26 protein-coding genes are annotated in these 26,237 nt (G+C 71.4%); 11 read left to right on the forward strand and 15 right to left on the reverse strand.

All coding sequences use genetic code 11. The annotated features are described in order from the left end of the window. Both F9C41_RS00005 and F9C41_RS00010 read right to left on the reverse strand, forming a co-directional pair. Window positions 1–929, reverse strand: a 929-nt coding sequence (locus F9C41_RS00005; protein ID WP_196279544.1) for a non-reducing end alpha-L-arabinofuranosidase family hydrolase, incomplete at its 3' end; no start/stop codon positions are given. A gap of 417 nt (window positions 930–1,346) precedes the next feature. Continuing rightward, window positions 1,347–2,441: an FAD-dependent monooxygenase gene (locus tag F9C41_RS00010; protein WP_230689159.1), complete on the reverse strand. Its 1,095-nt coding sequence runs from the start codon at window positions 2,439–2,441 to the stop codon at window positions 1,347–1,349. On the opposite strand from F9C41_RS00010, the gene F9C41_RS40995 reads away from it, so the two are divergent. Next, complete coding sequence (locus F9C41_RS40995; protein WP_230689160.1) at window positions 2,401–2,772, forward strand: hypothetical protein; 372 nt, start codon at window positions 2,401–2,403, stop codon at window positions 2,770–2,772. The two genes, F9C41_RS00010 and F9C41_RS40995, sit on opposite strands and share 41 nt — an antisense overlap. Window positions 2,773–2,810: 38 nt before the next feature. Here the strand turns inward: F9C41_RS40995 and F9C41_RS00020 are convergent, their stop codons facing one another. The 6 genes from F9C41_RS00020 to F9C41_RS00045 form a co-directional block, all read right to left on the reverse strand. Continuing rightward, window positions 2,811–3,446 carry a LuxR C-terminal-related transcriptional regulator gene (locus F9C41_RS00020; RefSeq protein ID WP_155385340.1) on the reverse strand — a complete coding sequence of 212 codons (636 nt, stop codon included), beginning with the start codon at window positions 3,444–3,446 and terminating at the stop codon, window positions 2,811–2,813. Then, window positions 3,443–4,681, reverse strand: a complete 1,239-nt coding sequence (locus F9C41_RS00025; RefSeq protein WP_230689161.1) for a sensor histidine kinase — start codon at window positions 4,679–4,681, stop codon at window positions 3,443–3,445. Before F9C41_RS00025 ends, F9C41_RS00020 begins: the two co-directional genes overlap by 4 nt. Window positions 4,682–4,695: 14 nt before the next feature. Next, a complete protein-coding gene (locus F9C41_RS00030; protein ID WP_155384508.1) occupies window positions 4,696–6,018 on the reverse strand; it encodes an FtsX-like permease family protein in 1,323 nt (440 codons plus the stop codon). After that, window positions 6,015–6,767, reverse strand: a complete 753-nt coding sequence (locus F9C41_RS00035) for an ABC transporter ATP-binding protein (RefSeq protein ID WP_155384509.1) — start codon at window positions 6,765–6,767, stop codon at window positions 6,015–6,017. The genes F9C41_RS00030 and F9C41_RS00035 overlap by 4 nt, the downstream gene beginning before the upstream one ends. A 252-nt stretch (window positions 6,768–7,019) precedes the next feature. After that, window positions 7,020–7,388 carry a response regulator transcription factor gene (locus tag F9C41_RS42105; protein ID WP_407924654.1) on the reverse strand — a complete coding sequence of 123 codons (369 nt, stop codon included), beginning with the start codon at window positions 7,386–7,388 and terminating at the stop codon, window positions 7,020–7,022. Continuing rightward, on the reverse strand, window positions 7,385–7,582 hold the full coding sequence (locus F9C41_RS00045) for a sensor histidine kinase (protein ID WP_155384510.1): 198 nt from the start codon (window positions 7,580–7,582) through the stop codon (window positions 7,385–7,387). The genes F9C41_RS42105 and F9C41_RS00045 overlap by 4 nt, the downstream gene beginning before the upstream one ends. A 230-nt stretch (window positions 7,583–7,812) precedes the next feature. Here F9C41_RS00045 and F9C41_RS00050 point away from each other — a divergent pair, with 230 nt between their 5' ends. Then, window positions 7,813–8,583, forward strand: a complete 771-nt coding sequence (locus tag F9C41_RS00050; RefSeq protein ID WP_155384511.1) for a rhomboid family intramembrane serine protease — start codon at window positions 7,813–7,815, stop codon at window positions 8,581–8,583. A gap of 210 nt (window positions 8,584–8,793) precedes the next feature. Here F9C41_RS00050 and F9C41_RS00055 read toward each other — a convergent pair whose 3' ends face one another. Next, on the reverse strand, window positions 8,794–9,558 hold the full coding sequence (locus tag F9C41_RS00055) for an alpha/beta hydrolase family protein (protein ID WP_155384512.1): 765 nt from the start codon (window positions 9,556–9,558) through the stop codon (window positions 8,794–8,796). 212 nt (window positions 9,559–9,770) lie between these two features. On the opposite strand from F9C41_RS00055, the gene F9C41_RS00060 reads away from it, so the two are divergent. After that, window positions 9,771–11,129: a hypothetical protein gene (locus tag F9C41_RS00060; RefSeq protein ID WP_155384513.1), complete on the forward strand. Its 1,359-nt coding sequence runs from the start codon at window positions 9,771–9,773 to the stop codon at window positions 11,127–11,129. 43 nt (window positions 11,130–11,172) lie between these two features. Here the strand turns inward: F9C41_RS00060 and F9C41_RS00065 are convergent, their stop codons facing one another. Both F9C41_RS00065 and F9C41_RS00070 read right to left on the reverse strand, forming a co-directional pair. Next, the gene (locus F9C41_RS00065) at window positions 11,173–12,369 is read right to left on the reverse strand and encodes a DUF4132 domain-containing protein (protein WP_155384514.1); all 1,197 of its coding nucleotides are present in this window, start codon (window positions 12,367–12,369) and stop codon (window positions 11,173–11,175) included. Beyond that, on the reverse strand, window positions 12,366–12,806 hold the full coding sequence (locus F9C41_RS00070; protein ID WP_155384515.1) for a hypothetical protein: 441 nt from the start codon (window positions 12,804–12,806) through the stop codon (window positions 12,366–12,368). Before F9C41_RS00070 ends, F9C41_RS00065 begins: the two co-directional genes overlap by 4 nt. A 180-nt stretch (window positions 12,807–12,986) precedes the next feature. Between F9C41_RS00070 and F9C41_RS00075 the strand changes: the two genes are divergently transcribed. The 5 genes from F9C41_RS00075 to F9C41_RS00095 are packed head-to-tail and all read left to right on the forward strand — an operon-like array spanning window position 12,987 to window position 18,231. Then, on the forward strand, window positions 12,987–13,721 hold the full coding sequence (locus F9C41_RS00075) for an ABC transporter ATP-binding protein (protein WP_155385342.1): 735 nt from the start codon (window positions 12,987–12,989) through the stop codon (window positions 13,719–13,721). Then, window positions 13,718–16,126, forward strand: coding sequence for an ABC transporter permease (locus F9C41_RS00080; RefSeq protein WP_155384516.1), 2,409 nt, complete (start codon window positions 13,718–13,720; stop codon window positions 16,124–16,126). Before F9C41_RS00075 ends, F9C41_RS00080 begins: the two co-directional genes overlap by 4 nt. A gap of 32 nt (window positions 16,127–16,158) precedes the next feature. Further along, on the forward strand, window positions 16,159–17,373 hold the full coding sequence (locus F9C41_RS00085) for a sensor histidine kinase (RefSeq protein ID WP_155384517.1): 1,215 nt from the start codon (window positions 16,159–16,161) through the stop codon (window positions 17,371–17,373). After that, window positions 17,361–17,993, forward strand: a complete 633-nt coding sequence (locus F9C41_RS00090) for a response regulator transcription factor (protein ID WP_155384518.1) — start codon at window positions 17,361–17,363, stop codon at window positions 17,991–17,993. The genes F9C41_RS00085 and F9C41_RS00090 overlap by 13 nt, the downstream gene beginning before the upstream one ends. A 25-nt stretch (window positions 17,994–18,018) precedes the next feature. Further along, entirely contained in the window at window positions 18,019–18,231 is a 213-nt protein-coding gene (locus F9C41_RS00095) for an EthD family reductase (RefSeq protein ID WP_155384519.1), read from the forward strand. Between the two features lie 218 nt (window positions 18,232–18,449). On the opposite strand, the gene F9C41_RS00100 is transcribed toward F9C41_RS00095, so the two are convergent. Continuing rightward, complete coding sequence (locus F9C41_RS00100; protein ID WP_155384520.1) at window positions 18,450–18,917, reverse strand: hypothetical protein; 468 nt, start codon at window positions 18,915–18,917, stop codon at window positions 18,450–18,452. 329 nt (window positions 18,918–19,246) lie between these two features. Between F9C41_RS00100 and F9C41_RS00105 the strand changes: the two genes are divergently transcribed. Next, entirely contained in the window at window positions 19,247–19,837 is a 591-nt protein-coding gene (locus F9C41_RS00105) for a hypothetical protein (RefSeq protein WP_155384521.1), read from the forward strand. Then, window positions 19,834–22,677 (forward strand): M48 family metalloprotease, encoded by a 2,844-nt coding sequence (locus F9C41_RS00110; protein WP_155384522.1) that lies wholly within the window; start codon window positions 19,834–19,836, stop codon window positions 22,675–22,677. Before F9C41_RS00105 ends, F9C41_RS00110 begins: the two co-directional genes overlap by 4 nt. Before the next feature lie 14 nt (window positions 22,678–22,691). Here F9C41_RS00110 and F9C41_RS42110 read toward each other — a convergent pair whose 3' ends face one another. Next, entirely contained in the window at window positions 22,692–23,261 is a 570-nt protein-coding gene (locus F9C41_RS42110; protein ID WP_155384523.1) for a P-loop nucleotide/nucleoside kinase family protein, read from the reverse strand. A gap of 174 nt (window positions 23,262–23,435) precedes the next feature. Further along, a complete protein-coding gene (locus tag F9C41_RS00120) occupies window positions 23,436–23,792 on the reverse strand; it encodes a VOC family protein (RefSeq protein WP_155384524.1) in 357 nt (118 codons plus the stop codon). Between the two features lie 670 nt (window positions 23,793–24,462). On the opposite strand from F9C41_RS00120, the gene F9C41_RS00125 reads away from it, so the two are divergent. Further along, window positions 24,463–25,167 (forward strand): response regulator transcription factor, encoded by a 705-nt coding sequence (locus F9C41_RS00125; RefSeq protein WP_155384525.1) that lies wholly within the window; start codon window positions 24,463–24,465, stop codon window positions 25,165–25,167. A 27-nt stretch (window positions 25,168–25,194) separates the two neighbouring features. Here the strand turns inward: F9C41_RS00125 and F9C41_RS00130 are convergent, their stop codons facing one another. Beyond that, window positions 25,195–26,226, reverse strand: a complete 1,032-nt coding sequence (locus F9C41_RS00130) for a hypothetical protein (RefSeq protein WP_155384526.1) — start codon at window positions 26,224–26,226, stop codon at window positions 25,195–25,197. Between the last annotated feature and the right edge of the window lie 11 nt (window positions 26,227–26,237).

Here is a 26,237-nt window from a genome sequence, read left to right on the forward strand (position 1 = left end):
GGTCCGGTGCCGGAGCCGGAGATGGTGCCGGAGAACAGGGTCTGCGGGGAGGACCAGCCGTTGGGGTTGGTGGGGTCGCTGGAGGTGCGGTAGGAGAAGGCGGGTCCGCCCCACTGGTAGGCGAGGACCCAGAGGTTGCGGGGGGCGAAGTAGAACAGCGACGGTGCGACGGTGGCGGACGACATGGTGTTCTGGCTGGCCGAGGCCATGTCGGACCAGTTGGTGAGCAGGCTGAAGTTCATCGAGCCCCAGGTCGATCCGTTGTCGTGGGTGGTGGCGTAGACGAGTTGCCTGCCGTTGTAGGGGGCGGTGGTGAAGTCCTTGAGCGAGACCCAGCCCGACTTCGGGGTCGCCAGCACACCCGTCGACGTCCAGCGGTAGCTCGACGGAAGCGTGCACGTGCTGGGCGGCGACGGCGATGTCGAAGGCGACGGCGATGCTGACGGCGACGGCGACGGCGGCGCCGACGGGTTGGCGGACGGCGACGCGGTCGGCGAAGTCGTCGGCGTCACGCCGCCGGTGCACGTCACGCCGTTCATGGCGAAGCTCGACGGCGCCGGATTGCTGCCCGTCCAGGATCCGTTGAACCCGAACGACACCATGGCGTTGGTCGGGACGGACCCGTTGTAACTCATGTTGTTCGCGGTCACCGCCGAGCCGCTCTGCGTCAGCGACGTGTTCCACGCCTGCGTGACCGTCTGCCCGGCGCTGAATGACCACGTCAACGTCCATGCGGTGAGCGGATCGCCGAGGTTGGTGACCGACACGTTGGCGCCGAATCCGCCCTGCCACTGCGACGACACGGCGTAGTTCACCGAACAGCCCGCGGCTGCGGCACCGGCGGGCAACGCCACGAGGACCGTCACCGACGTCAGCAACGCGACACCGGCCGATACCAGACTGACAATGATTGATCTCGGTTTTGCCATTGGCGCACTCCTGACGAGTAGTCGGCCAGCGCATTCTGGGAACAATGATCGGTGACCGCTGACAATCGTGTCGGATATGTTACGGGAGCGCTCCCAAATGGACAAGGACGAGCGTCGATCTAATGCCGATCCGTCGGCCGAAATCGAGATGAGGCAGCAGTTGTTCGAGGTCATACGGATTTCTTGTGGATGCTCGCTGACTTCTCCTAATGCAGACAGTGTTGACTGCGACCGTTTATGACGGGGCCTGATAACACATTTCGTTTGCTGAATTCGTTGCGATCCGCAAAGAATTGTCGTGGAAGGAGTTATGGCATCGATTGCTCTGTGGTCGCATGCAGGAAAAGGGGCCGGCGTGAAGCGGCGGCACCCATGGCAACCCACACGGCAAGAGTCGGTCGGCTGGCCGGCTGGCCGTCACACGGAACGACCAGCCGATGGCCGAGACGAGGGCGGGTGCCAGTCGGCCCAGCGGGCCATCGACCGCAGTGCCATCTGCGGCGGTGTGAGCCGCATCAGCGTGTTGCGCAGCCCCACGGCCAGCGGATTGCTCAGCTGCTGACCGATCCGCCCGATCTGCGCCGCGGCGTGGGCGACCTGCTGCGAGCGCGGGCGGCGCAGCCGGTCGTACTCGGCGAGAGCTGTCGGCACGTGGTCGCCGGGCCCGCAGACCGCGGCGAGCACCGCGGCGTCCTCGATGGCCTGGTTCGCCCCTTGGCCGAGGAACGGCGTCATGGCGTGCGCGGCGTCGCCGAGCAGCGCGACCGCCCCGTGCGCGTACGACGGCAGCGGCGTGGCGAGGTGGCGCAGGTCGGTGCGGATCACCGCGGCGGGATCGGTGGCGTCGAGCAGTGCGGGGATCGGCGCGTGCCAGCCGCCGAACCGTGCCCGCACCGCGGCGGCCTCGTTGTCGACGTGCTGGTTCTCGGGGGCGTTGATCGCGGCGTACCAGTAGACGCGGCCGCCGCCGAGCGGCACCATGCCGAATTCCGCGCCCGGTCCCCACGTGATCGCGGCTGCGCGCTCGCCGTTCCAGGGCGGGGTGGTGACGCCGCGCCAGGCGGTCGAACCGCAGTAGACGGGTCCGGGATGGCCGGGGAACAGCGGGGTGCGCACGCCGCTGTACAGGCCGTCGGTGCCGACGATCAGGGCGGCGTCGCGGGTGACCAGTTCGTTCCGGTGGCGGTAGGCCACCCGTGGCCGTGGGCCCGGTGTCAGCTCCACCGCCTCGGCGCCGGTCATGAGGCAGTCGGCCGGCAGCTGGGTGCATAGGGCCGCGTGCAGGTCTGCGCGGTGGATGCCGAGTGTGGTGGTGCCCAGCAGGCGGGTCATCGCGTCGCCGTCGACACGTGAGATCCAGCGTCCGTCGGCGTCGCGGGTGCCGCCGAGTGCGTCGGTCGAACCGGCGGCACGGACCGCGTCGCCGGCGCCGAGCGCGTCGAGCCCGCGCAGGCCGTTGGCCATCAGGGTGATGCCCGCACCGACCTCGCGGAACTGTGGAGCCCGCTCCACCTGGCTCACCACCGGCCGCGACCGTTCCCTGGCCCGGTACGCGTGCCTGCTCGAAGCCACCCACCACCCCGAGCTGCGCGACATCCTCGGCCACGGCGCCGCCTCCCGCACCCAGGCCCGCGCACTGCTCGCGGCAGCCGGAGCCCGCGATCCCGACCGGGCCGGCGACCACTTCGTCGCCTGCGTCGACGGGTTGCTGTTCGACCGCCTCGCGGGAGCGGGTGCGATCACCGCCCCGCCGCCCGGCACGGCCGAAAGCAGGACGGACCTGACTCGCGCCGTTGGGTCGCTGCTGCACGCCATGTCCGGAGAACTTCGTGTCCACCGCTGAACCAGGCATTGATCTGCGGTCGGGCCGGCCGTGCGCGGTCACGCGGCGTTGAGCCAGGCGAGCACGGCGAGGACCCGGCGGTTGTCGTCGGGGGCCGGCGGGAGATCGAGCTTGGTGAAGATGTTGTTGATGTGTTTGTCGACTGCCTTCTCGGTGACGTAGAGGCGGGTGGCGACGGCGGCGTTCGACCTGCCCTCGGCGATGAGCGTGAGCACCTCCCGCTCCCGGTCGGTGAGGCGGTCGAGCGGGCGGGCGCTGAGCAGTCCGGCCACCACCTCCGGGTCGAGGACGGTGCCGCCGGCGGCGACCTGGCGTACGGCCGCCACGAAGCCGTCTACGTCGACGACCCGGTCCTTGAGCAGGTAGCCCACCGATCCGGTGCCCGCGGCCAGCAACTCGCGTGCGTACAGCGGCTCCACGTACTGGCTCAACACGACGACGGGCAGGCCGGGTCGTGCCGAGCGCGCCGTGACGACCGCCTTGAGGCCCTCGGTCGTGAACGTCGGGGGCAGCCGCACGTCCACGATCGCGATGTCCACGTCGTCGCGCCCCAATGCCTCGGCGAGGGCGTCGGCCGTGCCGACCGCCGCGACGACCGTGACGCCGCCGGCCTCCAGGATCCTGGTCAGACCCACGCGCAGCAGCATCTGGTCCTCCGCGACAAGTGCCTTCAGATCGCCCGGCACCGCACCTCCATACGCACCTCGGTCCCGCCGCTCGCGGGGCTCGTCACGGTCAGGGTCCCGTCGAAGGCGGCCACCCGGCGGGCCACTCCGGCCAGTCCGGTTCCACCGGGGTCGGCGCCGGCCCGGCCGTCGTCGCCGACCGTCAGCCGCAGGGTGTCGCCGTCGTGGTCGCCGACGACCCAGGCCCGGGTTGCGTGCGCGTGCTTGGCGACGTTCGCGAGGCACTCGGCCACGGCGAAGTAGGCCGCCGACTCGACCGGTGGGGCGAGCCGGGGCAGTCGCAGCGCGACGGTGACCGGGATGGGTATCGGGATGGCCAGCGCCTCGATACCCGAGACGAGTCCGCGGTCGGCGAGGATCGGCGGGTGGATGCCGCGTACGAGTGTGCGCAGATCCTCCAGCGCGCTGATGGTGGTGTCCTGCGCCTCCCGCAGCAGCGCGACGGCCGTGTCGGGATCGGTGTGCACCAGTTTCTCGGCCAGTCCCACGTTCATGCCCGCGGCGACGATCCTGGCCTGCGCGCCGTCGTGCAGGTCGCGCTCGATCCGGCGCAGTTCGGCCTCGTTGTGGTCGACCGTCGCGGAGCGGGACCTGACGACCTGGTCGACCCGCTCCCGCAGCCTCTCGCCGCGTGAGTGGTCGAGGATGGCCCGGTCCGCGTGCAGGCGTGCGCGCACCATCGGCACGGTGAGCAGCCACCAGACGAGCAACGACGGTCCGCACATGGCGGCGGCGGCGGTGAACCAGAGCCAGTCGCCCTGCGCGAGGCCGATGATGACGTGGACCGGCGGTCCTGCGAGGAACACCACCGGCACGAGTGACATGAGCAGGCCACCCGTGCCGGAGAACCAGCAGAAGGCGAAGTCCCGCCACCGCGCCGGGTCCCGGATCCACACGGTCATGGCGGTGACCGGGTTCTTGCCGGTGGTGTCGGCGTACCGGGCGATGACGGGTTCGTCCAGCAGCCGCGCCGCGACGGACCGGTGCGCTTGCGTCAGGTGGGCTGCCAGCGGGACGGCCAGCCACAGGATCAGCAGGCCGGTCACGGACAGCAGGGCTGGGAACGAACCGGTCATGAGCAGCGCCAGCACCAGCGCCGCGATCCCCGCTGCCGCGTGGCCGGCCGACAGCACCGTGAGGCGCAGGCGCTCGACGACACCGGACCGGCCGAGGCCGGCGGGCGCCGCGAGCAGCGGCGCCAGCCAGGTCCTCGGTGCCTCCACAGCGGCAGCGTATTTCACCGGGCTGATCGGCGCTGCGCGCCCCAGGCGGCACCGATCGTCAGCGCCGCCGCGACGAGTGCGATGAGCGGCGGCAGCCACAGCTGACCGTCGGGCACGACCCCTTCCTGCCGAACGATCGCGTACGGCACCGCCGTCGCCGTCGACCCCAGCAGTCCCAGCAGGATCCCGACGAACGCCACGACCGCCGCCTCCAGGACGATGCTGCTGCGCAGCTGGCCCGCCGTGGCGCCGAGCCGCCAGAGCCGGTCCAGCTCGGTGCGACGGTGAGCGACGACGGCGACAGCCGCATTCACCACCATGATGGCGGCGAACAGGCAGATCATTCCGATGACCACAGAGTTGATCATCGTGATGGTGCCACCGACACCCTCGGGATCTCCCGCAGCGGTGAGCGTACGGTCGTCGATGCCGATCATCAGCAGGGTGCCGACAGCGGTGGAGACGAGCACGATGACCGGGGCGAGCGTACCGGCGAGCAGGTGGGCCCGCCGTGTCGTGTTCGCCGCCGCCAGGTGGCCGCTGCCGGACCGGGCCAGCAGCGGGCGCAACGGTGTCGCGAGCAGCCGCAGAAGCCCTGGCGCCAGCGTGGCCAGACCGACGCCTACCACGATCGACGCCGATCCTGACGTCTGCATCGCGGCGTAGGCGTCGCCGGCCTTGCCGGTGACGGTGACGGTGACGACGGCCGAGGCCAGGCCGACCGCGACCAGTAGGCCGCCGACCAGGATCCGCCACCGGCGCAGGGGAAGCGCCGACACCTCCGCCTGCCGCGGGGAGAACGCCGCGGGGCCGCCGGTGGCGCGGCGGGACGCGATCCCGGCCGCGACCGTGCCTACCAGCACCACCGCGCCCGCAGCGGTCGAGAGCGACGCAGGCCCGCCCGCATACTCCGAAGCCGCCGTGATGAGATCGCCCCGCTGCAGGGCGGCGAACAGGGCAGGCCCGCCGATCGACGCGACGACGGCCCCGGCCGACGCCGCGAGCAGCGCCACCACGCCGGCCTCGTACACGATCAGCGCCCGCACCTGCCGCGGCGTCGCGCCGATGGTCCGCAGCAGGCCGGCCTCGCGGGTCCGCTGCCCGGCGACGATGCCGACCGTCGACGCCACCGAGAACAAGACGATCAGCGCGGCCCAGCCGCCGACAATGCCACCCATGATGATGAGCAGCTCGCGGTCGTCGTCGTGCGCGCTGAGGGCCGACTCGACCAGGGTGGCGAACGACGCCATCAGCGCGGTGCCGAGCAGGGCGGCCATGAACGTCGCGACGGCGGCCGCGGGACGGTGCCGTAGCGAGCGCAGCGCAAGAGCCGTCATCGTGCCACTCCGGTGAGCTGGTCGAGGTGGGCCAGCTGCGCGGCGACGGCGTCGACGCTCGGCGCGGCCATCCGGCCGCCCACCCGGCCGTCGACCAGGAAGACGACATCGTCGGCATACGACGCCGCGACCGGATCGTGGGTGACCATCACCGTCGTCTGTCCCAGGTCGTCGACGGCAGCCCGCAGCAGCTGCAGCACCTTGCGCGCGGTCGCGCTGTCCAGTGCACCCGTCGGCTCGTCGGCCAGCAGCACGGTGGGTCCGGTGACGAGCGCCCGGGCGACGGCGACGCGCTGCTGCTGGCCTCCCGAAAGGGCGCCCGGCAGGTGCCCTGCCCGGTTCTCGAGCCCCACCCGGGCCAGCGCTGTCCTGATGGCTTCCGGCTGGGCCCGCCGGCCGGACAGGCGCGCCGGCAGCGCCACATTTTCCGCCGCGGTCAGGTAGGGGATGAGGCTGAAGTCCTGGAACACGAAGCCGATGCGGTCGCGGCGCATCCGCGTCCGCCTGGCCTCGGTCCAGTGAGTGACGTCGGTGCCCTCGATCAGGACCTGGCCGGATGTCGGCCGCTCCAGCCCGGCCACGCAGGCGAGGAAGGTCGACTTGCCGGAGCCGGACGGGCCCATGACGGCGGTGAAGGTGCCGCGCGCGAAGGCGAGGTCGATGCCGACGAGGGCGTCGACGGCACCGGCCCCGCTGCCGTGTCGCTTGGTGAGGCCCTGGACTGCCAGGGCGGGTGTGTCATCAGCCATGCCAGCGACGCTAGGCATAGGTTCGAGCACGATCGATGGTGCTGGACCGACCCGGCACGGTGGGGCTGACCCCACCGCAAGCCGCCGTCTGCTCTCCGGCGGCCGCAGAGGTGGCGGCGGCGCTGGCAGGCGACTTGCCTAAGCTGGACACGAACATAACGGGGGAGGGCTGGGATGTCAGCGGTGTTAGGGCCATGCCGCGGACGTAGGCACGATCTTGGTTGACGGTCTCGAAGCCACCGCGCCGACCCGTCAAACAGTGGACGCAGGCCGACGGTGCAGGGCGGCGATCGCGAACGGCACCAGAAGCAGCAGGTCGACGATGTGGGCGATCCACTCGATGCGGGGGATGCGGCTGGCGGGGAACAGGATCGCGCCGGCACACATCAACAGGCCGACGACCACCGGCAGTTGACGTGACCGGATCAGCCCTGCGCCGAGTGCGAATAGTGTGAGCGGGAACAGCGGGCCGATCCACCACAGCAGCAGCCCGGCGGTCAGCGAGACGGCCTCGTCGCCGGTGCCCGCCTCGGCGACCACCTCGATGTCCGGCCCGTCGAGGATGGCCCGCAATCCGGCCCGCACCAGCATCTGGTCGTCGGCGAGCAAGACCCGGATCACGACGCGGCCTGCCACGGCAGCCGGACGTGCACCCGGAACCCCGCCTCGCCGTCCGGTCCGGCGGACAGTTCGCCGCCCAGCGCTTGCGCCCGTTCGCGCATCCCGAACACGCCACTTCCCGTGGCGTCGGCGCCGTGTAGGCCGCCGGCACGGCCGGGTGCCGCGTCGACCCCGTCATTGACCACGTCGAGCACGGCTGCGTATGCCCGGCCATCCGAAACAGATGGTGCGGGCGTCGGTCCCATCGCGATGGAGACGATGCGCCCGTCGCACCTGCCCAGACTTGGTCGGGCAGAAGCCCCGCCTCGCCTTCTCGCGAACCGGCCCACGCGACCGCGGTGATCACATCGTCGCGCCCCGCCGCCCGTCCTGAGTGGATGCGGATGGACGCCCCGGCTGGCGGCGATGCGGCACGATGGGCGCCATGACCGCCCCGCCCTCGACGTCATCGGCCGACGCGGTGCCGCACGGCGCGGCGGCGCGGGCACTGCGGGCGCTCCGCGCCGCCCACCTCACCGTCGGCGTCGCCGCGCTGACCACGCTGGTCTTCGTCGCACAGCTCACGGCACCGGGGGTGGTCGACGCGCTGCAGCGTGGTCCCGGCATCATGCGCGACGGGCAGTGGTGGCGGCTGGTGGGGGCGCTGCTGGTTCAGCCATCGGGGTGGGGCCAGTTCGCTTACAACACCCTCGGCCTGGTACTGGTCGGCATGGCCGTGGAACGCGGGCTCGGCCGGTTCCGCTGGCTCGTGCTGTACCTCGCGGCCGGCCTGGCCGGTTTGATTCTGATGCTGGTCCTGCACCCGGCCGACACCGGCGGCGGTTCCTCCGACGCGGTCGCCGGCCTGGTCGGTGCTCTTGCCGTCATGACGTGGCGCAGCGGCTGGACGCCGCCGCTGCCCGCCTTCCTGTACGCCGTGCATTTCGCGCTGTATCTGGCGGCTTTCGCGGTGGCCGGGGTGATCGCGGCGACCATGGCCGGCGCGGCGGCGGTCGCGCTGGTGATGGTGACGCATCGGGTGAGCAACACCCGGCTGGCGCGCGGCGTCATCGTCGCGCTCGTGGCGGCCGGCGCAGTCCTGCTGGCCACGCTGGGCGACTCCCACGGTACCGGCCTGGTGACCGGCTTGGTCCTGACAGCGCTGCTGACGAAAACTTCCCGGCCACCTGGCTACAGATCGCCATCGACCAAATGAGCCGCTCTCCTAAGGCTGCTTGCGGGCACGTTTTCATCGCGGTCGGCTTCGGTGCGACGCCTCGTCAAAGACGGCGTCGCCCGCCGAGCGCGTTTCCGGGCGACGGCCGGTGGACCGCGGGAGAACGTGTGGTTCCGCTGTGTTGAGGATTGCCGCGTCCGGGGCCCACTCGGGCAGTGAGCCGGCGTCGGCCAGCTGGCGGATGCGCCGCTACGCGGGATCCGGGGCGTCGGCGGTGGTTGCCGGATCGGTGAGGAACGCCATGACGGTGTCCTCGATGTCGCCGCTCAGCAGGGTCACGCCGTGGCTCACGCTGGAGCGGATGAGCAGCTTCTTGTGCTTGGCGACCGACAGGCCGTACAGCTCCCTGGCGTGCTCGGCGAAGGTGCCGTCCAGGTCACCCGCGATGAGAATGGTCGGCGCCTCCAGTTTCGTGACGGCGGTCAGCGCGTCGGCGTCGTACACGGTGGGGGCGGACAGGGCGATCACCCCGTCGACCGGTGGGGTGGTGGCCGCCGACGCGGCCAGGGCGACGGTGCCGCCGCGCGAGGCCCCGATGACGAAGACGCGCTTGGCTCCGCCGGCGCGCAGGTGCGCGATGCCGGCCTGGGCGACGTCGACGGCGTCGCGGGAGGTGATGTCCGGCGCCAGGGCCCGGTAGCCGCGCTGCGCCAGGATCAGCGCGAACGGATACCACTGGCAGGCGGTGCCGTCGAGCTGGTGCAGCAGGACGACGGCGGTGTCGCCCGTGCCGACCTGGATCGCGGCCGTCATGTCCTGCTCGGCGTCGGTGATCGCGACCAGCGGGCTGGTGTCGTCCAGGCAGTCGAGGTCAGCGGTGTCGATCACGCGCTGGCGGGCCGCCTCGCTCGGATCGAGCGGCGCCGTCGACGGCGTGCCCGCGCCGCATCCCGTGACGACGGCGATCAGGATGGCGACGACAAGACCGCGGGTGGCGGTCGTGATGGTTCTCATGCCGGTGAAGACCATCCGGATGATCCATTCGGTGGGGCCGGTTGCGGAGGAACGTAAATCCCGCGGTCGCGTCGACGACGTCGTCCCGCGCCGGAGCGCTGGGCGCCGTGGACGTGCGGGCCGCGGTCGAGCGGGTCTGGCAAAGGTTGATACATCGGCGGTCAGGGTTGCACGGCCGGCCGGTCGTCGTGTCGCGCGCGTAACCTTCGTCCGTGGACGAGGACTGGAGTGTCGGCGAGGCCGGCCGTGGCGGCTCGATGTCGCACGTGCTGGTGTTCGATGAATGCGTCGCCTCCGACCGTGCGGATCTGGTGGCCGACGCGGTGGGGTTCCTCGCGACACTGCCCGGTGTCACCAAGGTCGAGCACGTCGAGCGGGAGGTCATCGAGTTCGACGCCCGCGGAGTGCCGGCCGCGCGGTTGTCCCAGGCGCTACGGCGCTGGTGGGACGTGGCCGCGGCGGAGCGGCGTCCGTGGATGGCAGCCACCGACCAGGCCGTCGAGACGGTTTACGAACTCGTCGCCGCGCACGGCTACCAGCGGTGCGGTCGGCAGCTGACCCGAGGGCTGGGCGCAGAGCTCACCCACGTCATCACCGTCGAGCATCACTTCGGCCGCGGCCGGGACGACCATGCGATCGCGCTCACCGCCGACGTCATGCTGTGTGTGCCTGACCGGCAGCATTTCACCGTCGTGTCCTACACCGGCGGACTCGCTGACCTGGCCGCGCTGACCAGCGCCGTCACCGATCGCGTCATCCCGGCACTGGACGCCGTGCCCACCGTCGACGCGATGTTGGACCAGTGGCAGGTCAAGAGCTCGATCCACGAGAGCGGCCGCCGACCGTACTGGATGGACGAGGGGCGGCTGCACGCCCGCGTGCTGGCCTCCCGCGGCCGGCTCGACGAGGCGCGGCAGGTGTACCAGGAGGACTTCGAATGCAGCCAGCCGATGCAGCGCCCGCACCTGCTGCGGCTCGTCGAACGGCTCGGTGTGCCACCGCTGACCACGGCGAGCAGCCCGCACCTGACCGTCGCCGAGGAGGCGACACTGGCCGCATGGCAGGCGCACACGGCCACGGTGAGCAGCCGGCTGCGGGAGGTGACCGGCACTCGTCTGAACGGATCCCGGCGGTCGCTCGACGAGCTCTGGGCCTGGCTGAGGCAGCCGCCGGACCGTCTGCAAGCGACGTTCGCCGGTGCCACGCCGTTACTCGCAGCGTCGTTCTACGGGTTTCGGACGTGCATCGACATCCAGTCCGGCAGGGCGGCGTTCGAGCCGTGGCGCCGGGTGGCGGTGGAGCTGGTCACCGCATACCTCGGCCTGGTCGTCATCCGGCAGGCGCCGCGCACGGTGTGGGGTGTCGCCGGGGACGGGGAGCTGGCGATGGTCCGCCACGGCGGCACGGGCGTCCTGTCGCGCGTGTTCACGATCGCCGACTCGGCGCCCGGCGCGCCGGTCGAGCAGTTCGATCCGCATCGGCTGCGTCGGCTGGCCGACGACATGGTCCGCTGGGTCAACGACGGGCGGTACCCGCCGTGGGTCGTCCGGCTCGGCGTGCCCGGCCCCTAGAACCGGCGGGCCGTATGGCATCCGGCCTGTCACGAGGCGGTACTCACCATGCCGCCTGTGGGAACGGCTGGGTGACGCCGTGGCGCGCGAGCCATTCCCGCGCCGCGGCCACCTCGCCGGGCGGGCTTGACGCCGGGTCCCAGAGCCGCACCAGCTCCCCGCCGCCGACCCGCGGTGGCGTCACCGCGTCGTCGACGGGGTGAAGTTCGCCGCCCGCGTAGCCGCAAAGGCGGCCGTCGACCCGCCAGAGCAGGCCACGGGCCAGGGCGCCGACGACGACATGGTCCAGCACCAGGACGCGCCAGGTGCCATAGCGCCAGGGTTGCCGGGCGCTGAGCTGGCGTTGCAGAGCCGAAGTGAGGGCGGGCAACGTCCTGCCCAGCTCCTTGGCCGACTCGCGGAACTGCTTGAGCTGCTCCGGAAGGCCCTGTTTCACCGCCGTGGGCGGCGACCCGATGGACGTGCCGGCGCCGTTGCGCCACTCGACGGCCGCGCTGGTGCCCTCGATTCGCAGGATGCCGGTGTCGCCGGGGTCCTCGCCGAAACGCTGCACACGCCGGCCGACCTCGGTCAGGCCGAAGGAGGGCACCGCGAACTCCAGCACCTGCTCGCGGGTTGCTTGCAGTGCCGACGCTTTGGCGTCGATCGCCGCGGTGATCTGCTGCGCGGTGGGCTTGTGGGTGACCCGCGCCGCGAGGCGCACCAACTGGGCCACGGCCTCCACACCTGCCTCGGTGCCGGTAAGGCGGGACAGTGCGTGGACGGCGCCCTCGGCCACCGGCCGGTTGCGCGGCCCGCCGGGAACCTTGCGCAAGTTGGCTTCCACGGCGTCGGCAAGGCCGCGGGTCAGCTGCTCGTCGGGCGGCAACAAGCCCAGCAGCCACACCAGCCGGCGCAACACCATGGAGTTGTACAGGTCGCCACGCTGCTCGCGGCCGTATCCCGTCCGGTCGCGAAGCGAAACTGCGCGCGGCAGGTGGGCCAGCGTCAGCCAGCCGAGGATGACCTCACGTGCCCTGTCCGGGCCGATCGTCACCAGCAGCCGGTGGCCCTCCTGCTCCCACTCGGGGGTGGGGGCTGCCCACGTGGGCGGGAGAGCGTCCCAGGTCACGTCAGCCGCGTGAGCTACCAGTTCGTGCCAGTCGGCGTCACCTGCCGACAGATCGGCCAACGCCCGGTCCGCCCATGCGTCGCCTCGATTCAGCAAGGGCTGATCGAGGCCGGCCACGAACTTTTTCAAGGACCGATGTCCTTCGATTGTGGCGGTCCGCCGCATGACCGCCACGACCTCGCCGGGGGTGTGCCGCCCGCCTCGAGCACGGTCGCGGCCAGCTCTTCCATCGCGACGTAGGAGGTGAACTCCCAATACTTCGCGGCGACCCCGAGAATCGCCAGCGCGTCCGGTAGATCCGTCCGGCGGCCCTCTTCGAGCAGCAGGTAGTCGATCACATAGTCGAGCAGGCACCTGGCATCCTCGCCCGCCACCGAGAAGAGCTTCTCCGACAGGGCGACCGCGGCCGGGACTCGGAACGGCAGCTTCTCGAGCTCGATGGCGTGGCGTACCGCATCCAGCTGGCGTCCCCAATAGACATCGGCGCACGATAGTGCCGCGAGCGTATCGACGAACCCCGGAACGTCTTGGGCCAGAGCCGCGCGCTTCACGTCCTCAATGCCCACCGCGGCAGTCTACCGATCTCTGGTCATCGGCTTTCCGTGATCGAGGCCAGTTCTGTGGTTGACCGGTCCGCAGCTGCGGCGACCTCGGACACCCGAGGCATGGTATGGCCAGCCATACCCTGAAGATCACAGCGCACCGTGTCGGCCGGCCGGCCTGCGCCCAGCAGGATCAATCGCATGATGATCACTACTCCGGTCGTGGAGCTGGCGGATGTGCGGCGTACGTACCGCAGCGGCGACACGACGATCTCCGCCCTGGACGGCGTGTCGCTGTCCTTCGCAGCGGCCACGTTCACCGCGGTCATGGGCCCGTCGGGTTCCGGCAAGTCGACGCTGCTGCAGTGCGCGGCCGGACTCGACCGGGCCGACGGCGGCCGGATCGCCCTGGCCGGGCAGGACCTCGGCCGGCTGCGCGAGCCGAAGCTGACGGTGGTACGCCGCCGGCATGTCGGGTTCGTCTTCCAGGCGTACAACCTGATCGACGCGCTGACGGTGGAGCAGAACGTGCTGCTGCCGCAGCGCCTGGCCGGGGTGCGGCCGGACCGGGCCTGGGCCCGGCAGGTGCTGTCCGAGGTGGGCCTGGGTGGGCGCGGGAGCGCGCGGCCCGGCCAGCTGTCCGGTGGGCAGCGGCAACGGGTCGCGCTGGCGCGGGCACTGGCCGGCCGCCCGGCGGTGATCTTCGCTGATGAGCCGACCGGCGCGCTGGACATCCAGTCGGGCCGGGAAGTATTGGCGCTGCTGCGGCGCGCTGTCGACGAGTTCGCAACGGCAGTGATCATGGTGACGCACGATCCGGCAGCGGCGGCGTGGGCAGACCGTGCGGTGATCCTGGCCGACGGGCGGATCGTGCGAGATCTGGACGCGCCGACGGCCGAGCTGGTCGCGAAGGAGATGACGGCGGTGACCAAGCGATGACCGGCCTCGCGTTGGCCACTGTCCGCAGCCGCCTGGCCGCTTTTGTCGGCACCTTCGTCGCAGCCCTGCTCGCGGTGGCGTTGATCGGCGGCGCCGCGCTGCTGCTGTTCTCCGTGTTGACCGCCGCCCCGACGACCCACCGGTTCGACGCGGCCGACGTGATGGTCGGCGGTGACCGGCAGATCAGCCTCACGACCGTCAAGGACAAGGGCAAGGGCAAGCAGAAGACCAAGACCAAGACCGAACGCCTCGCAGGCGCTCCCGCACTGCCCCCGTCGTGGGCCTCCGCCCTGGCGAAGGTGGACGGCGTCACGCAGGTGACGCCGGACCACAGCTTCCCGCTCACCATGGTCACCGCAGACGGGCGCACCGCCGCGGCCGTCGGACACGGGTGGGCGTCGGCCGCGCTGATGCCGTTCACCGTCGCGACCGGCGCGGTCCCGGCGGCCGGGCAGCTCGCCGTCGACCCCTCACTCGGCCTGCGCGCCGGCGACCGCGTGCAGGTGGTGACACGCACCGGTGACCGGGACATGGTCGTCTCCGGTGTGCTGGCGCAGCGGCTGGCCGAGCAGCAGGCAGTGTTCGTCGCCGACGCCGACGTCGCGGCGCTCTCCGGGCTACCCGGCCCGACCGCATACGGGGTACGCGGGACAGCGTCGAAGACCACGATCGCGCAGGCGCTCGGGATCGACACCGTCTACACCGGCCCGGACAAGGTCAACGCCGATCTGCCGTCGGCGCTGCCGGACTACATCGGGGCCATCTCCATCTTCGGGTTCGTCATCGGCATCACCACGTTCGCGACGGTGTTCGTGCTGACCGGCACAGTCGCGCTGACGGTACGGCAGCGGCTGCGTGAACTGGCGCTGCTGCGGGCCACCGGCGCGACGCCCCGCCAGCTGTGGCGACTGCTGGGCGTCGAGACACTGCTGGTCGCCCTGGCCGCCGCGGTGCCCGGCGCGCCGCTGGCCGTCGTGGTGGCCCAGGTTATCGCCGCCCGGTTCCGGGAACTGGGTGCGGTGCCCGCCCCGTTCGCCGTACGCGTCAACGTTGCGGTGCTGCTCGCAGCCACCGCCGTGACGCTACTGGTCGCCCTGGCCAGCGCCCGGCTGGCGGCACGGCGAGCGATCCGCATCGCCCCGGCCCAGGCGCTGCAGGACACCGTCGTCGAAGCCCGGACAGGCTGGTTCGTCCGCACGGTACTCGCGCTGACGGCGACCCTCGGCGCCATCGTGATCCTGGCGGTCGTACCGCTGGACGGCCCCTTCGGGATGGGCATGACGTTCATCTCCAGCGCCCTGCTGCTGTGCGCCGTCGCGGCGGCCGGCCCGCTGCTGGTGCGCCTGCTCGGCGGGCTGCTGTCACGGGCGGCCGGACTGACCGGCATCACCGGATGGCTGGCCGGGGCGTTCACCCGGGCCGAGAACCGCAGAGTCACCTCGGTCGCCGTCCCGCTGGCACTGATGGTCGCGATCAACGCACCGATGCTGCTCAACAGCGCCCTGTCCGGCGAACTGGCCAAAGAGCAGGAACGGGCTCGCACCGCAGCCGCCACGTCGGTCGCCACCGGCGCTCTGCCGCTGTCGGCCCTGCGGCAACTGAGCGGCGACTATTCGGCCACACTGCCGACCCGGCTGATCGTGGACGAGGGCGGCAAACCCGAGGACTACGCCGCGTACGGCATGCAAATCGGTGTCCGGACCGTACTCGACCTGGGTTTCAGCGCGGGGGACTGGCAAGGCGAGGGCCTGGCCGCCAGCGCCTACCTGGCCCGTGCCAACGGCTGGCAGGTCGGCGACGCCGTCGACGTGTGGCTACCCGACGGGTACGCGACGCAGCTGCCGCTGACCGGGATCTTCGAGTACAGCCGCGGCTTCGGCGACCTGATCGCCCCGGCCCGGCTGGTCGCCGAACACGACCCCCGCGGAGTGGTCACCAGCATCGCCTACCAGGGCGATCTGACGATCCCGGGAATGCGCGTCACGCCCGCCCAGGCGCAACTCGCCGGGGACGCCGACGAACGCCAGGGCGCCTGGGAGATCATGATCGCGGTGTCGCTCGGGTTCACCGCCATCGCGGTGCTCAACACGTTCGCCGTCGCGGCCGCCGCCCGCCGCTCGCAACTGGCCCAGCTACGGCTGCTCGGGGCGACCCCGCGGCAGCTGCGCCGGATGACCGCCCGCGAGGCGGTCGTCGCGACCACCGTCGGGCTGCTGCTCGGGATCACCGTCACCACGGTCGTCGTCGCCGCCTTCAGCACCGCGCAGGACGGCACGCTGCGGCTGATCGTCGACCCGGCCGCCTACGCGAGGCTGCTCGCCGCGGTGGGCGTCCTGGGCCTGGCCGCCGGCACCCTGCCCGCCCGGCTGGTGCTGCGCTCGGTCCGACCGGTCGGCGAGCGCTGATCATGGCGTCGCCGACCGCCGTTACACTCCGCATGGTGCGTACCGCGAAGTCCCTGGCCTATCTCGTGACCAGCCTGGTCGCCGGCCCGGCCGGGTTCGTCTGGACGCTGCTCACCACCGTGCTGACGGCGGTCGGCGCCATCACCGCGCTGGGTGCGCCGGTTTTCGTCGGCGTCACCTGGCTCGACCGGTGCCTGGCGGATCTGGAGCGGCGACGGGCGGCATGGGTGCTCGGCGCGCCGATCCCCTCGCCGTACCTGCCGATCAGCGGACCTGTCCACGCGCGGGTCCGCCAGATCGCCGCGCAGCCCGCCACGTGGCGTGACATGGCCTGGTTCCTCGTGCTCCTCCCGCTCGGCCTGACCCTCGGCGTCGCGGCGGTGGTCAGCACCGTGGTCACCGCCGCAGCCCTGACGGCACCGGCGTGGGCCTGGTCCGTTCCGCAACGCCGTGCCCACCCTCTCGTCCAGCAGGCCATGGGCACCCCCGGCGGCCGGCTGCTGATCGCGGTCGCCGCGATCGCCCTGATCCCGGTCGCCTCGTGGCTGGTGCGTCGGCTGGCGTCGGTGCAAGTCCAGGTCGCGCAACTGCTGCTCGCCCCGGGCGAGCACGGGCGCCTGATCCGGCGCGCCGAGCAACTGGCCGCCACCAGGGCCCGGGTCGTCGACGCGCAGGCGGCCGAACTGCGCCGGATCGAACGGGACCTGCACGACGGCGCACAGGCCAGGATCGTCGCAGCCGGGATGACCCTGGCCCTGGCCGAACGCCGCGCCCGCACCGGCGCCGCCGTGCTGGACGACCTGTCCACAGCCCGCCGCCAACTCGACGAGGCCCTGGCCGACCTGCGCCGCCTCGTCCGCGGCATCCACCCGCCGATCCTCACCGACCGCGGGCTGGCCGCGGCACTGAGCGCGCTGGCCGCAGACTGCCCCGTCCCGGTGACCGTCACGGTCACCGTGCCCGATCGGCTCACCCCGGCAGTAGAGTCCGCCGCGTACTTCGTCGTCGCCGAAGGCCTGGCCAACGCCGTCAAACACGCGTCCGCGCAGTCCTGCACCGTGACCGTGACCCGCGGCCAGCGCCTGGTCGTCGAGGTCGCCGACGACGGCTCCGGAGGGGCCGATCCCGCCGGTTCCGGTCTCGACGGGCTGCGCCGCCGCATCGAAGCCCTGGACGGCACGCTCACCGTCTCCAGTCCCCCCGGCGGGCCGACCCGCCTCACCGCGGAGGTGCCATGCGCATCGTGATCGCCGAGGACCTGCTGCTGCTGCGCGACGGCCTGGTCCACATCCTGACCGCCACCGGCCACGACGTCGTCGCCGCCGTCGACAACGCCGACGCGCTGCTCGACGCCGTGACCGAGCACCAGCCGGACCTGTCCATCGTCGACGTGCGCCTACCGCCCTCGTATCGCGACGAGGGCATCCGCGCCGCACTGAAACTCCGCCCCGCGCCGGTCCTGATCCTGTCCCAGTACGTCGAGCGCACCTACGCCGCCGAACTGCTCGCCGACGGCAAAGGCGCCGTCGGTTACCTGCTCAAAGACCGGGTCACCGCACTGGACGACTTCCTCGACGCGGTCGAACGCGTCGCCGCGGGCGGCACCGCGATGGACCCCGAGGTCGTGCACCAGCTGTTCGCCCGCAACGCCCAGAACCAGGGCGTCGCCTCGCTCACCCCACGGGAGCGCGAAGTGATCGGGCTGGTCGCCCAGGGCATGTCCAACTCGGCGATCTGTGCCGCACTGCACGTGGCGCCGGTGTCGGTCGAGAAGCACATCGGCAACATCTTCGCCAAGCTCGGCCTGCCGCCGTCCGACGACTCCCACCGGCGCGTGCTGGCTGTCCTGGCCTACCTCAACGCATGACCCGGCGGATGCGCGGCCTTAAGCAGTGGACGATCGGGCACTGCGAGGCCGCCGTCGCCGCCAGACCCCGCCGTACCACCTCATCGTCGGGCTCTACGCCGACACCCGCGCAGACCTCGAGGCGATCCTCGCCAGCCCCGAGGGCCAGGCTGCGGTCGACGACGTGCCGAACTTCGCCACCGGTGGAGTCACCTTCCTCTACAACGAGGACCACCACGTGCAGACCGTCACGGTCTGACCGGCGCCCCGTGGCCCGCCGCCAGCCGGATCCGGTGTCGGCACGCTACGGGGTTGTGAACTGTTCCCAGGTTCATGGTCGAATGTAGTGAAGTATCGTCATGTATGGTGCCTGGGTCCGGCACCGCCTCGGTCTTCGCGCGGCGGAAATGGCGTGGCGGTGGACTGAGCCGACCACGGTCGGCGCCTTCGTAGGCGGCACCGCCGTGGTGACCGCGTTCAGCGGCGTCGGGCGGCGGTCAATGCGACTACGAATTGGCCACCGCCGGGATCGATATTCGCGTCGACCTGCAGCGCGGGGGCGAGCCGTGAGAAGCGGTCGACAAGCCAGTCCGCCACCTGCCGGGCATCGGCTCGGTCGGCGCACCGGACCACGACCTCTCGGCCGCCTTTGCGGTCCAGGCGCTCAGCGACCGCGATCAATGGTGCGGGATCCATGAGGACGAGGTGCGCCGGCCACGGAATGACCGGGGTGACGGCGCCTTTTTTGGTGTTGCAGCCGCGGTGGGCCAGCCGTTCTCCGCCGGCGAAGTCCGGCGCGCTCTTCTTCGCCGACCGTGCGTTCGTCGTCCTGCTGTCCACGCTGGGACCGCGCGGGTCGTTCACCGATGTGGCCGGGTCGACGGGTTCGTCGCACACCCAGCAGCGCCAGCCGTCCTGTTGCGCGATGTCTTCGAGCTGGCTCATGCGGGACTGCCGATCGTGGAAGGATGTGGGCACTACACACGCTATCCTGCCTGCGAGATCGGCTGTGCGGACCCCGCCCGGGGGTAGCCGTCGGTGACGGCTCGGCGCACTCGCACGAGGTACGTAGTTTGGTGGAATATGTTCGTCCATTGTGATGCGCGGGTCGTCCGTCGCGCGCTCGTGGTCGTCCACCCGATGGCGTCGCCTCCACATCGAGATGGATCAGTTGTCCGACCGGGTTGAGCCTTGGTCGACAGCCATCGGTCTGTGTGCATCCTCTCTACACTGACGCCCGTCAGCAGCACTGCGGTGATAGGGGACGATGCGGCATGGGCGGAACTTCCTCGGCGGACGGGCAGCTTGCCGCAGAACTGGCGCGGTTGATGTTCGAGCGCATCGTGGAGGTGGAGCCCGAGCAGTCCCCGGCCCGGCTGATCTTCGCCCAGCAGGCGCGGTCCTACCTCGACCACCCGGTCCGGGCGCTCGCCGGGCAGGACGCCAAGGGCCGGCCGCTGCAGTTCGGCCTCACGGGGTTGGAGCTGCTTCTCGTGCCGGTGTTGATGGAGGCGTCCGTCGAGGTCCTCGGCTACCTCGGCGGGCAGGCGATGCTGCGCGGCGCGGCCGCGTCGACGGCTGTCGTGCGCCGGCTGTTCGGAAAGAAGCAGCCGTCGAGCGACCCGGCCGGCGCAGGTGGTCCGGCCGGCGTGGACGGGCCGGCGCGGGCAGACGCCCAGACGGAGGGATCGTTGCCGACCGAGCCGCAGAGCGATGAGCTGTCGCTGACCGCGGCGCAGTGGGCCGAGGTCGCCCGGATCGTCGAGTCGGTGCTGGTCCGGCACACGAGGATGGCGCCAGAGCGGGCCGACCGGCTCGCGGTCGCCGTAGTCGGCGAGGGTGTGCTGCGAGGAAGCGGCCGATGACTGTCGCGACCGGCGCCCGAGCGCCGGCCGGGACTTCAACCCGGTTCCTGCTGCTGGTGGCAGCGGTGCTTGCCTCCAGCGTATCGGTGTTCAGTTGGGTGTATCTGGCGGTGCCGGCGAAGGCCCGCCTGTTCCAAACCGTGCTGACCGCCTGTTTCGGTGCCGAGCAGCAGGGGTTCGACCGGCCCGTCGTCACGGTCGCGGACTTCACCGACCGGCTGGTCCCAGCCGCCGGCCGGTTGAGGCGCTGTACGCAGCCGCTGTACCTCGACCAGGCAGCGTGGATCGGTGCCGGTGTCGCGCTGGTGTTCCTGCTCGCCACCCTGTTGTACCTGCTGCACCCGTGGTGGATCGAGCGCAGCCGCGGCCTGCTGCCGCTGGCCGGTCCCGACAGCGCTGAGCTCATCGCCGACCTGGATCGACTGCCCGCGCAGGTCGGCCTCGTCCGCGCGCCGCGCTGGCTGCTGGACCCCCGTGCCGCGACCGCAGGTGGCCAGGCATTCGGCCTGCCATGGCGACCCGCCGTCGCCCTCGACGCCGGGCTGATCATGCGTTATGGCGCCGACCCGGACGCGGTGCGCGCCGTCGTGCGACACGAGTTGGCCCACCTCGGCAACCGGGACGTCGCCCGCACCTACTTCAGCATCGCGTTGTGGCGCGCGTTCGTGCTCGTCGGCTTGCTGCCGTTCGCGGCGCTGCTCATCCACCCCGCTCTGTTCTACACACCGCTGCGCTGGTCCGCCGACCGGTTCGACGGGCACAACGCCGAGATCGCCTACCAGGTGGGCGCGGTCGCCGCGCTGACGCTCGTGGTCTACCTGACCCGCAACGCGATCCTGCGCACCCGTGAGCTGCACGCCGACGCACGGGCTGCCGCCGGCGCACCCGCCACGGCGCTACGCGCCGTGATCGCCGGCCTGCCCGAACCGGCCGGTGCGTGGCGACGGCTGGCTTCTCGACTCGGCACCCATCCGTCGCCGGCGGCTCGACTGGCCGCGATCGAATCCCCGGACAGACTGCTGCGCACCGGCGTATGGGAGATGATCGGCGTCGGGTTCACCGCCGCACTCGCCGCGCTGAACGCCAGCCTGCTCGCCGCGAGCGTTTCACCGAACGCGGTGCTCGGCTTCACGCTCAGCGGACTGCCTGCGGGCGTCCTGGCGGCCGGTGTGCTGGCCGCCGCAATGTGGCGGGCCGCCGTCGCAGACCCGGACCGCCCGCCCAGAGCAGGCGCCTGGCTCGGTCCGCCGGCCGCGCTGGTCGCCGGCTACGCCGCCGCGCTGCCGCTGACGCTGCTGTCGGCCACGACCCGTGGCGCGGCACTGGACCGTCCCGGCCTGCTGATCGGTCTGGTCCTGCTATTCGTCGGCGGCGCGGCACTGGCGGCGTGGACGCACTCGGTCGCCCGGTCCGGGCTGCGCGCGGCACGGCGCGGCCGGGCACAGGCGGCCGTGGTGACCGCGTCGGTCGCCCTCGGCGCGCCACTGTTCGCCCTGTGGCACGCTTTCCTGCAGGGCGGCCTGATGACGGCGGTCCTGGCCGGTGGCATCCCCGAGCCTGGCGGCGGCATCGGCTGGTTCGCCACACTGTCGCAGGTCACCGGCATCCAATACCTGCCGCTGCTGTACGTGATCGAGAATCCGCTGATCAGCGTCGCGCTCATCGCCCTGTGGGCGGTCCCGGCGCTGATCAGCCCGCACCGGGCGGCGCGGCCCGCTGACCCAGGAAGCGCCGACACCCTGACAATCGGCACCGCGATGAGCGGCAGCCCGACCGGTGACAGCGAGGCTGCCGGCGAGCCGGCATTCGGCACCGCCCTGCGCGTAGGCGCCGTGGCAGGACTGGCCGTCGTCACCCTCGGTATCGCCGCCGCGTTCACCGCCCGAGCCATCCTGCCGGCGCAGGTACGGGCCACCCCGCCGATCACCGCCGACATGCCGCCGTTCTTCGGGCTCGTCTTCCTCAACACCTACTGGGCCGTCGCGGTGATCGCCGCCGGGGTAGCCGCCGCCGTCGTCACCGCCCGCAGCCGCGCCACCCGGCCCGCGCTGGGCGCGCTGGCCACGACCGTCGTGGCCGTCGTCGCCAGCCTCGGCCTGATCGCCACCTACACGGTGACCCGCTGCATCCAGCTGTCCGGCGGCAGCGGCCGCTGCGCCCCGCCGGACATCTCGGCCACCGAACTCGCCGGCTACGTGCACACCCTGCTCGTCAAAGGGCTCGCCGTGGCGATCCCCGCGGTGCTGCTGGGCGCATTGATCGGCCGCCGGCTGCGAAGTCCCGGCCCAGCGCACGCCGCGCGTCGGCCGGTGCTGGCCACGATGGCGCTGCTCGCCGCCACGCTGCTCGCTGCGGCGGTCATCGCCGTGCCGCACAACATCGGTTACTGGGACCCGGTGGACAGCGAGCAGACCGCGATCACCGCCCAGCCGTGCCTGGTGGGCGCCTGGACCGAAACCAACGACACCCTCGACCTGGACATCGCCGACTTCGGAAAGGTGCGGTTCACGGGTAGCGGCACCCGGCAGACCTTCCGCGCCGACGGCACGATCACGATCGATTACGCTCAGGCCACACCATTGCGCGCAACGTCGGCCGGTCATCTGCTGGAGATCACGATCCAGGGTGGTGCGACAGGCTCCTACCGGATGGACGAGTCGACGATCACCTACCCTGAGTGGACCCCGCACGGCACCGTCGTGCTGCGCCTCGACGGCGCGGTCCTACGCACCGCCGACCTCGCGGCCACCGTCTCCCCAGACAGGTACAGCTGCGCGGGAGAGACCCTGTTGCTGCACGGCCCGGACTACCAGGTCGAGCTGACCCGGTTTCGCGGCTGACAAACGGGCGGCCCTCAGTTCCAGCCTCTTCCGGCCCGAGCCCACGCGTCCTGGTCCACCGGTCGAGGACCTTGTCGCAGCCACGTGATGATGCTCTGTGCGTGTTCCTCGGGTGTCCCCGAGGACGACCCCACGCGGAGAGCCCCGTCGAAATAGGGGAACGCCTCAGCGCGCTCGCGGACGAGCGCTTCGTCGAGATCCGTGGCTTGGAGGCGTTGCCGGAATCGGCTCACGGCCTCGTCGGGCGTCACGAAGAACTCGACGACCCAGAGCGGCGCAGCGGAGCCGGCCAACGCTTCCAGCAGACTGGCTCGCTGGTCACGGCGAGCGTAGGTGCACTCGAGGACCAGGGTCTGTCCACGATCGACGAACATTCGGGCGAGGAGATGCGCAGCGTCGTACGCGTGCATGCGGTCGTCACGATTTCGATCGGATTCAGGGAACAAGAGCTCGAACAGGGTGTCGACCTCCAGGTGGATCCGACCGTGACCTGAGGCGGTCCGCTCCTCAGCCAGCACCTTTCGAGCCGTGGTCTTACCCGAGGACGGAGGACCCGAGAGTACGACGATCCCGTTGGCGGCCATGTCCCTCGCGGTTTCGTGATCATCGACGATGTTCCAAGCAGGCGGACAAGGTCCGAAAGCACCTGAGAGCCTTGCTATCCGGATCTGCCGCAGACCGCGCGTTGATCACGGCGAGCCGCCGGCACACGGTCATGCCGATGAGCGCGAACGCCACGCCGAGGGCTCCGGTCTGGATCATTCCAGACAAAGGCAGAAGGGGTGACCTGCAGGGTCCAGGAAGACCCTGTAGGACGTACCGGGCTGGTCCGGGTGTTTGGTCGCACCGAGATCGATCACCGCTGCCTCGGCGGCGTCGAGGTCGTCGACGAGCATGTCGAGGTGCATCTGCTTGGGTCGCTCCTGGGTCGGCCACGTCGGCGGCGTGTAATCAGCCAACCGATGGAACGCGATGCACTGGCCGTCCTCCGGGCAGACCGAAGCCCGGTCGGCGGATTCCTCGATTTTCCAATCCAGCATCGCGCCGTAGAACCTGGCGAGCGCACCAGGATCGGGACAGTCGATAGCGATGAGGGGCAGGCGAGCGATGGGCATGCCGGCCAGGATATCGACTATTGCGGTTGGCGGACGTCCGGACTCCGCAGTGACGCGCCAGCGCTGTTGACCGTCGTACGTCCGCTCATGCCGCGAGTCGCGCCGGCCCGAAATGCCGGACGCAGGTGGACCAGGCGGGGACCACACGTCATGCGTCTCCGTCCTAGCCCATCCTCGTAGCGCCGTCGGATCACGTCCTGTGTCGGGTTCGGGCAGGCAGGTTCGGTGATGCACGACGGTGCGGTGGACGGCTTCGCAGAGGTTGTGCCAGAGGTGCCATCGGTCTGCGACCTGTATCGCGGCGGGCGCCCCGGTGCGCGCGTCGGGCACCAAGGATTCGCGGAGGCCGAGTGGAACCTGTCACTGGCCGAACACTCGATACACGATCGTCTGATGCGGGGAGACTCGCCGCCGTCAGCGGGCGCGGTGGCGTCGGGCAGCCCGATCGGTGAGTGCGTTTTACCGATCGCTTTGGGCCCGGGCCCACTGAAGAGGCGCTGTCGGCATGGGGCGGACGTACCTGCGCGGCCTGCGGCGCGCGTTTGATGGCTATGTGGAGCAGGGCAACCGTTCACCGGTGCGCCATCCGCGTTTCCGTAGGCCCGCCTAGGTTGCTGACGGGAAGGCACGGGTCACCCCCGCACCGCCCTCCCCGGACCAAGGAGGACTCATGATCACGCAGGCCCACAGCAGTTCGGCGACCCGCGTGCGCGCCCTGATCAGTGACGACAATCTGCTGGTCAGGCTGGGCATACGTGCGGTACTCGAGGGCAGTGACATGGTCTCGGTGATCGGGGAGGCGGGCGACCGGACCGAGACGGTCAGCCGGGCCAGGAGCCTGTCGCCGGACGTCATCGTGGCGAGTCATGGCGCGCTGGCCACCGACGACGAGGCCGCGCCGGCGCTGCCCGACCAAGCCCTGGTGCTGGTGGTGTCCCACAGCCAGGAGCGGCACCTGGTCGAGCACGCGTTCCGCAACGGCGCCACCAGCTACCTGATCCACGGGCAGTTCGTCGCCGCCGACCTGGTGGCCGCGGTGGTCGCCACGGCGGCCCGGCGGCCTTACCTTTCCCCGGGCGCGGTCGCGGCGATGGTGGAGTCGTTCCGCACCCAGTCCATTCCGGAACCCCAGCCCGAGCCTGAGCCCGAACCGGAGCCGAGCCCGCGGGCCCGGGTGTCACGGCGCGAGGCGGAGCTGATGGAGCACATCGTCTGCGGTCGCACCAACCGTGAGATCGCCGCCCGGCTCTATGTCACGGAGAAGACTGTCAAGAACCACATCAACCACATCTACACCAAGCTCGGTGCCCGCACCCGTGCCGAGGTGATCGCCATCTGGCTGGGTCTGGCCGACCAGCCGACCACGCCGCGCTGACCCGCACACCGACGGTACGCCGGGCGCTCACGCGGCGAGCAGTGCCGCGTTCGCCCGGTGCAGGGCCACCCCGTCCACGTGGGGATGCCGGAATCCGTTCGCGCGGATCCAGGCCGCGAACTCCGGGTCGGGGGCCAGCCGGTGCCGGTCCAGGTAGTACGCGGTCGCCTCGGTCCAGATCCAGCGGCCGTCGGTGCGGAACGTCATCGGCACCACGTCGCCGTGCTGCGGGTCGACGGCGTCGACCATCAGCGATCCGGTCGCGAGCAGGGCGACGCCGCCGGTCAGGTATGCCAGCAGTCGGGCGCGTTCGGCGTCGTCGAGCACCAGGGGATGCGCCGGATCGAAGTAGGGCCCGGTGGCCGGATCGGCGCCGTCGTACACCCGGGCGAGGGCGATCGGCTCGGCGGCGCTCGCCGACCAGAGCAGCGCTCCGTAGGCCCGGGCATGGCGCTGGAACGGAGGCAGCGTCATGCCGTCGGCGTAGGTCTCCACCAGCGGATCGGACTCGCCGGCGGCCGCGAGTGCGTCCTGCACGGCCAGTGTGGCCTGGGGGAGTGCGGTCGGCGAGCCGGCGGTCAGCTCGACGACGTACACCCGTTTGGGCCGGGCCCACGGTGTGGCGGCCGTGGGGTATCGCCACGTCCGCCACAGGCCGGCGGTCCGGGGCAGTGACGCGGCTGCGGTCTTGGCGGTGTGGTCCAGCGCGTCGAGTTCGCGGATCTCGTCGTGCGGGTCGCCGGGGACGCAGAGGTCCATGGTCTGCGGCACCCGGTCGCCGTGTGCGGCCAGCAGCCACGGGCCGACCGGGGCCAGCCCGTACGGCGGCAGGACCTCGTCGGCGAGGTGACCGGACGCGGTGTCCCCGAGCAGTGCGGCGGCGTCGGCGGGCAGCGCCGGTTCCCAGGCGGAGACCCAGGCGCCGACCTGTCGGGCGAGTTCGTCGTGACGTTCGTGGGCGAGCAGGCTGCGGGCCTCGACCAGCGGCCCGTCGGGGATCCGGCCGGACAGCAGCAGCAGTAGGCGGTGCCACGCCGCCGGGTCGGCTTCGGTGGGCAAGGTTGTCTCCG

Origin of the sequence: Catellatospora paridis, assembly GCF_009720365.1 — a bacterium.
Classification (GTDB): Bacteria; Actinomycetota; Actinomycetes; order Mycobacteriales; family Micromonosporaceae; genus Catellatospora; species Catellatospora paridis.

Excerpts from the sequence above, each read along its gene's own strand:
- F9C41_RS40995 (WP_230689160.1), top strand. The coding sequence starts at position 2,401 with ATGCCCGCACCGACCTCGCGGAACTGTGGAGCCCGCTCCACCTGGCTC.
- F9C41_RS00030 (WP_155384508.1), bottom strand. The coding sequence starts at position 6,018 with ATGACGGCTCTTGCGCTGCGCTCGCTACGGCACCGTCCCGCGGCCGCC.
- F9C41_RS00035 (WP_155384509.1), bottom strand. The coding sequence starts at position 6,767 with ATGGCTGATGACACACCCGCCCTGGCAGTCCAGGGCCTCACCAAGCGA.
- F9C41_RS00050 (WP_155384511.1), top strand. The coding sequence starts at position 7,813 with ATGACCGCCCCGCCCTCGACGTCATCGGCCGACGCGGTGCCGCACGGC.
- F9C41_RS00055 (WP_155384512.1), bottom strand. The coding sequence starts at position 9,558 with ATGAGAACCATCACGACCGCCACCCGCGGTCTTGTCGTCGCCATCCTG.
- F9C41_RS00075 (WP_155385342.1), top strand. The coding sequence starts at position 12,987 with ATGATCACTACTCCGGTCGTGGAGCTGGCGGATGTGCGGCGTACGTAC.
- F9C41_RS00080 (WP_155384516.1), top strand. The coding sequence starts at position 13,718 with ATGACCGGCCTCGCGTTGGCCACTGTCCGCAGCCGCCTGGCCGCTTTT.
- F9C41_RS00085 (WP_155384517.1), top strand. The coding sequence starts at position 16,159 with ATGGTGCGTACCGCGAAGTCCCTGGCCTATCTCGTGACCAGCCTGGTC.
- F9C41_RS00090 (WP_155384518.1), top strand. The coding sequence starts at position 17,361 with ATGCGCATCGTGATCGCCGAGGACCTGCTGCTGCTGCGCGACGGCCTG.
- F9C41_RS00100 (WP_155384520.1), bottom strand. The coding sequence starts at position 18,917 with ATGAGCCAGCTCGAAGACATCGCGCAACAGGACGGCTGGCGCTGCTGG.
- F9C41_RS00105 (WP_155384521.1), top strand. The coding sequence starts at position 19,247 with ATGGGCGGAACTTCCTCGGCGGACGGGCAGCTTGCCGCAGAACTGGCG.
- F9C41_RS00110 (WP_155384522.1), top strand. The coding sequence starts at position 19,834 with ATGACTGTCGCGACCGGCGCCCGAGCGCCGGCCGGGACTTCAACCCGG.
- F9C41_RS42110 (WP_155384523.1), bottom strand. The coding sequence starts at position 23,261 with ATGGCCGCCAACGGGATCGTCGTACTCTCGGGTCCTCCGTCCTCGGGT.
- F9C41_RS00120 (WP_155384524.1), bottom strand. The coding sequence starts at position 23,792 with ATGCCCATCGCTCGCCTGCCCCTCATCGCTATCGACTGTCCCGATCCT.
- F9C41_RS00125 (WP_155384525.1), top strand. The coding sequence starts at position 24,463 with ATGATCACGCAGGCCCACAGCAGTTCGGCGACCCGCGTGCGCGCCCTG.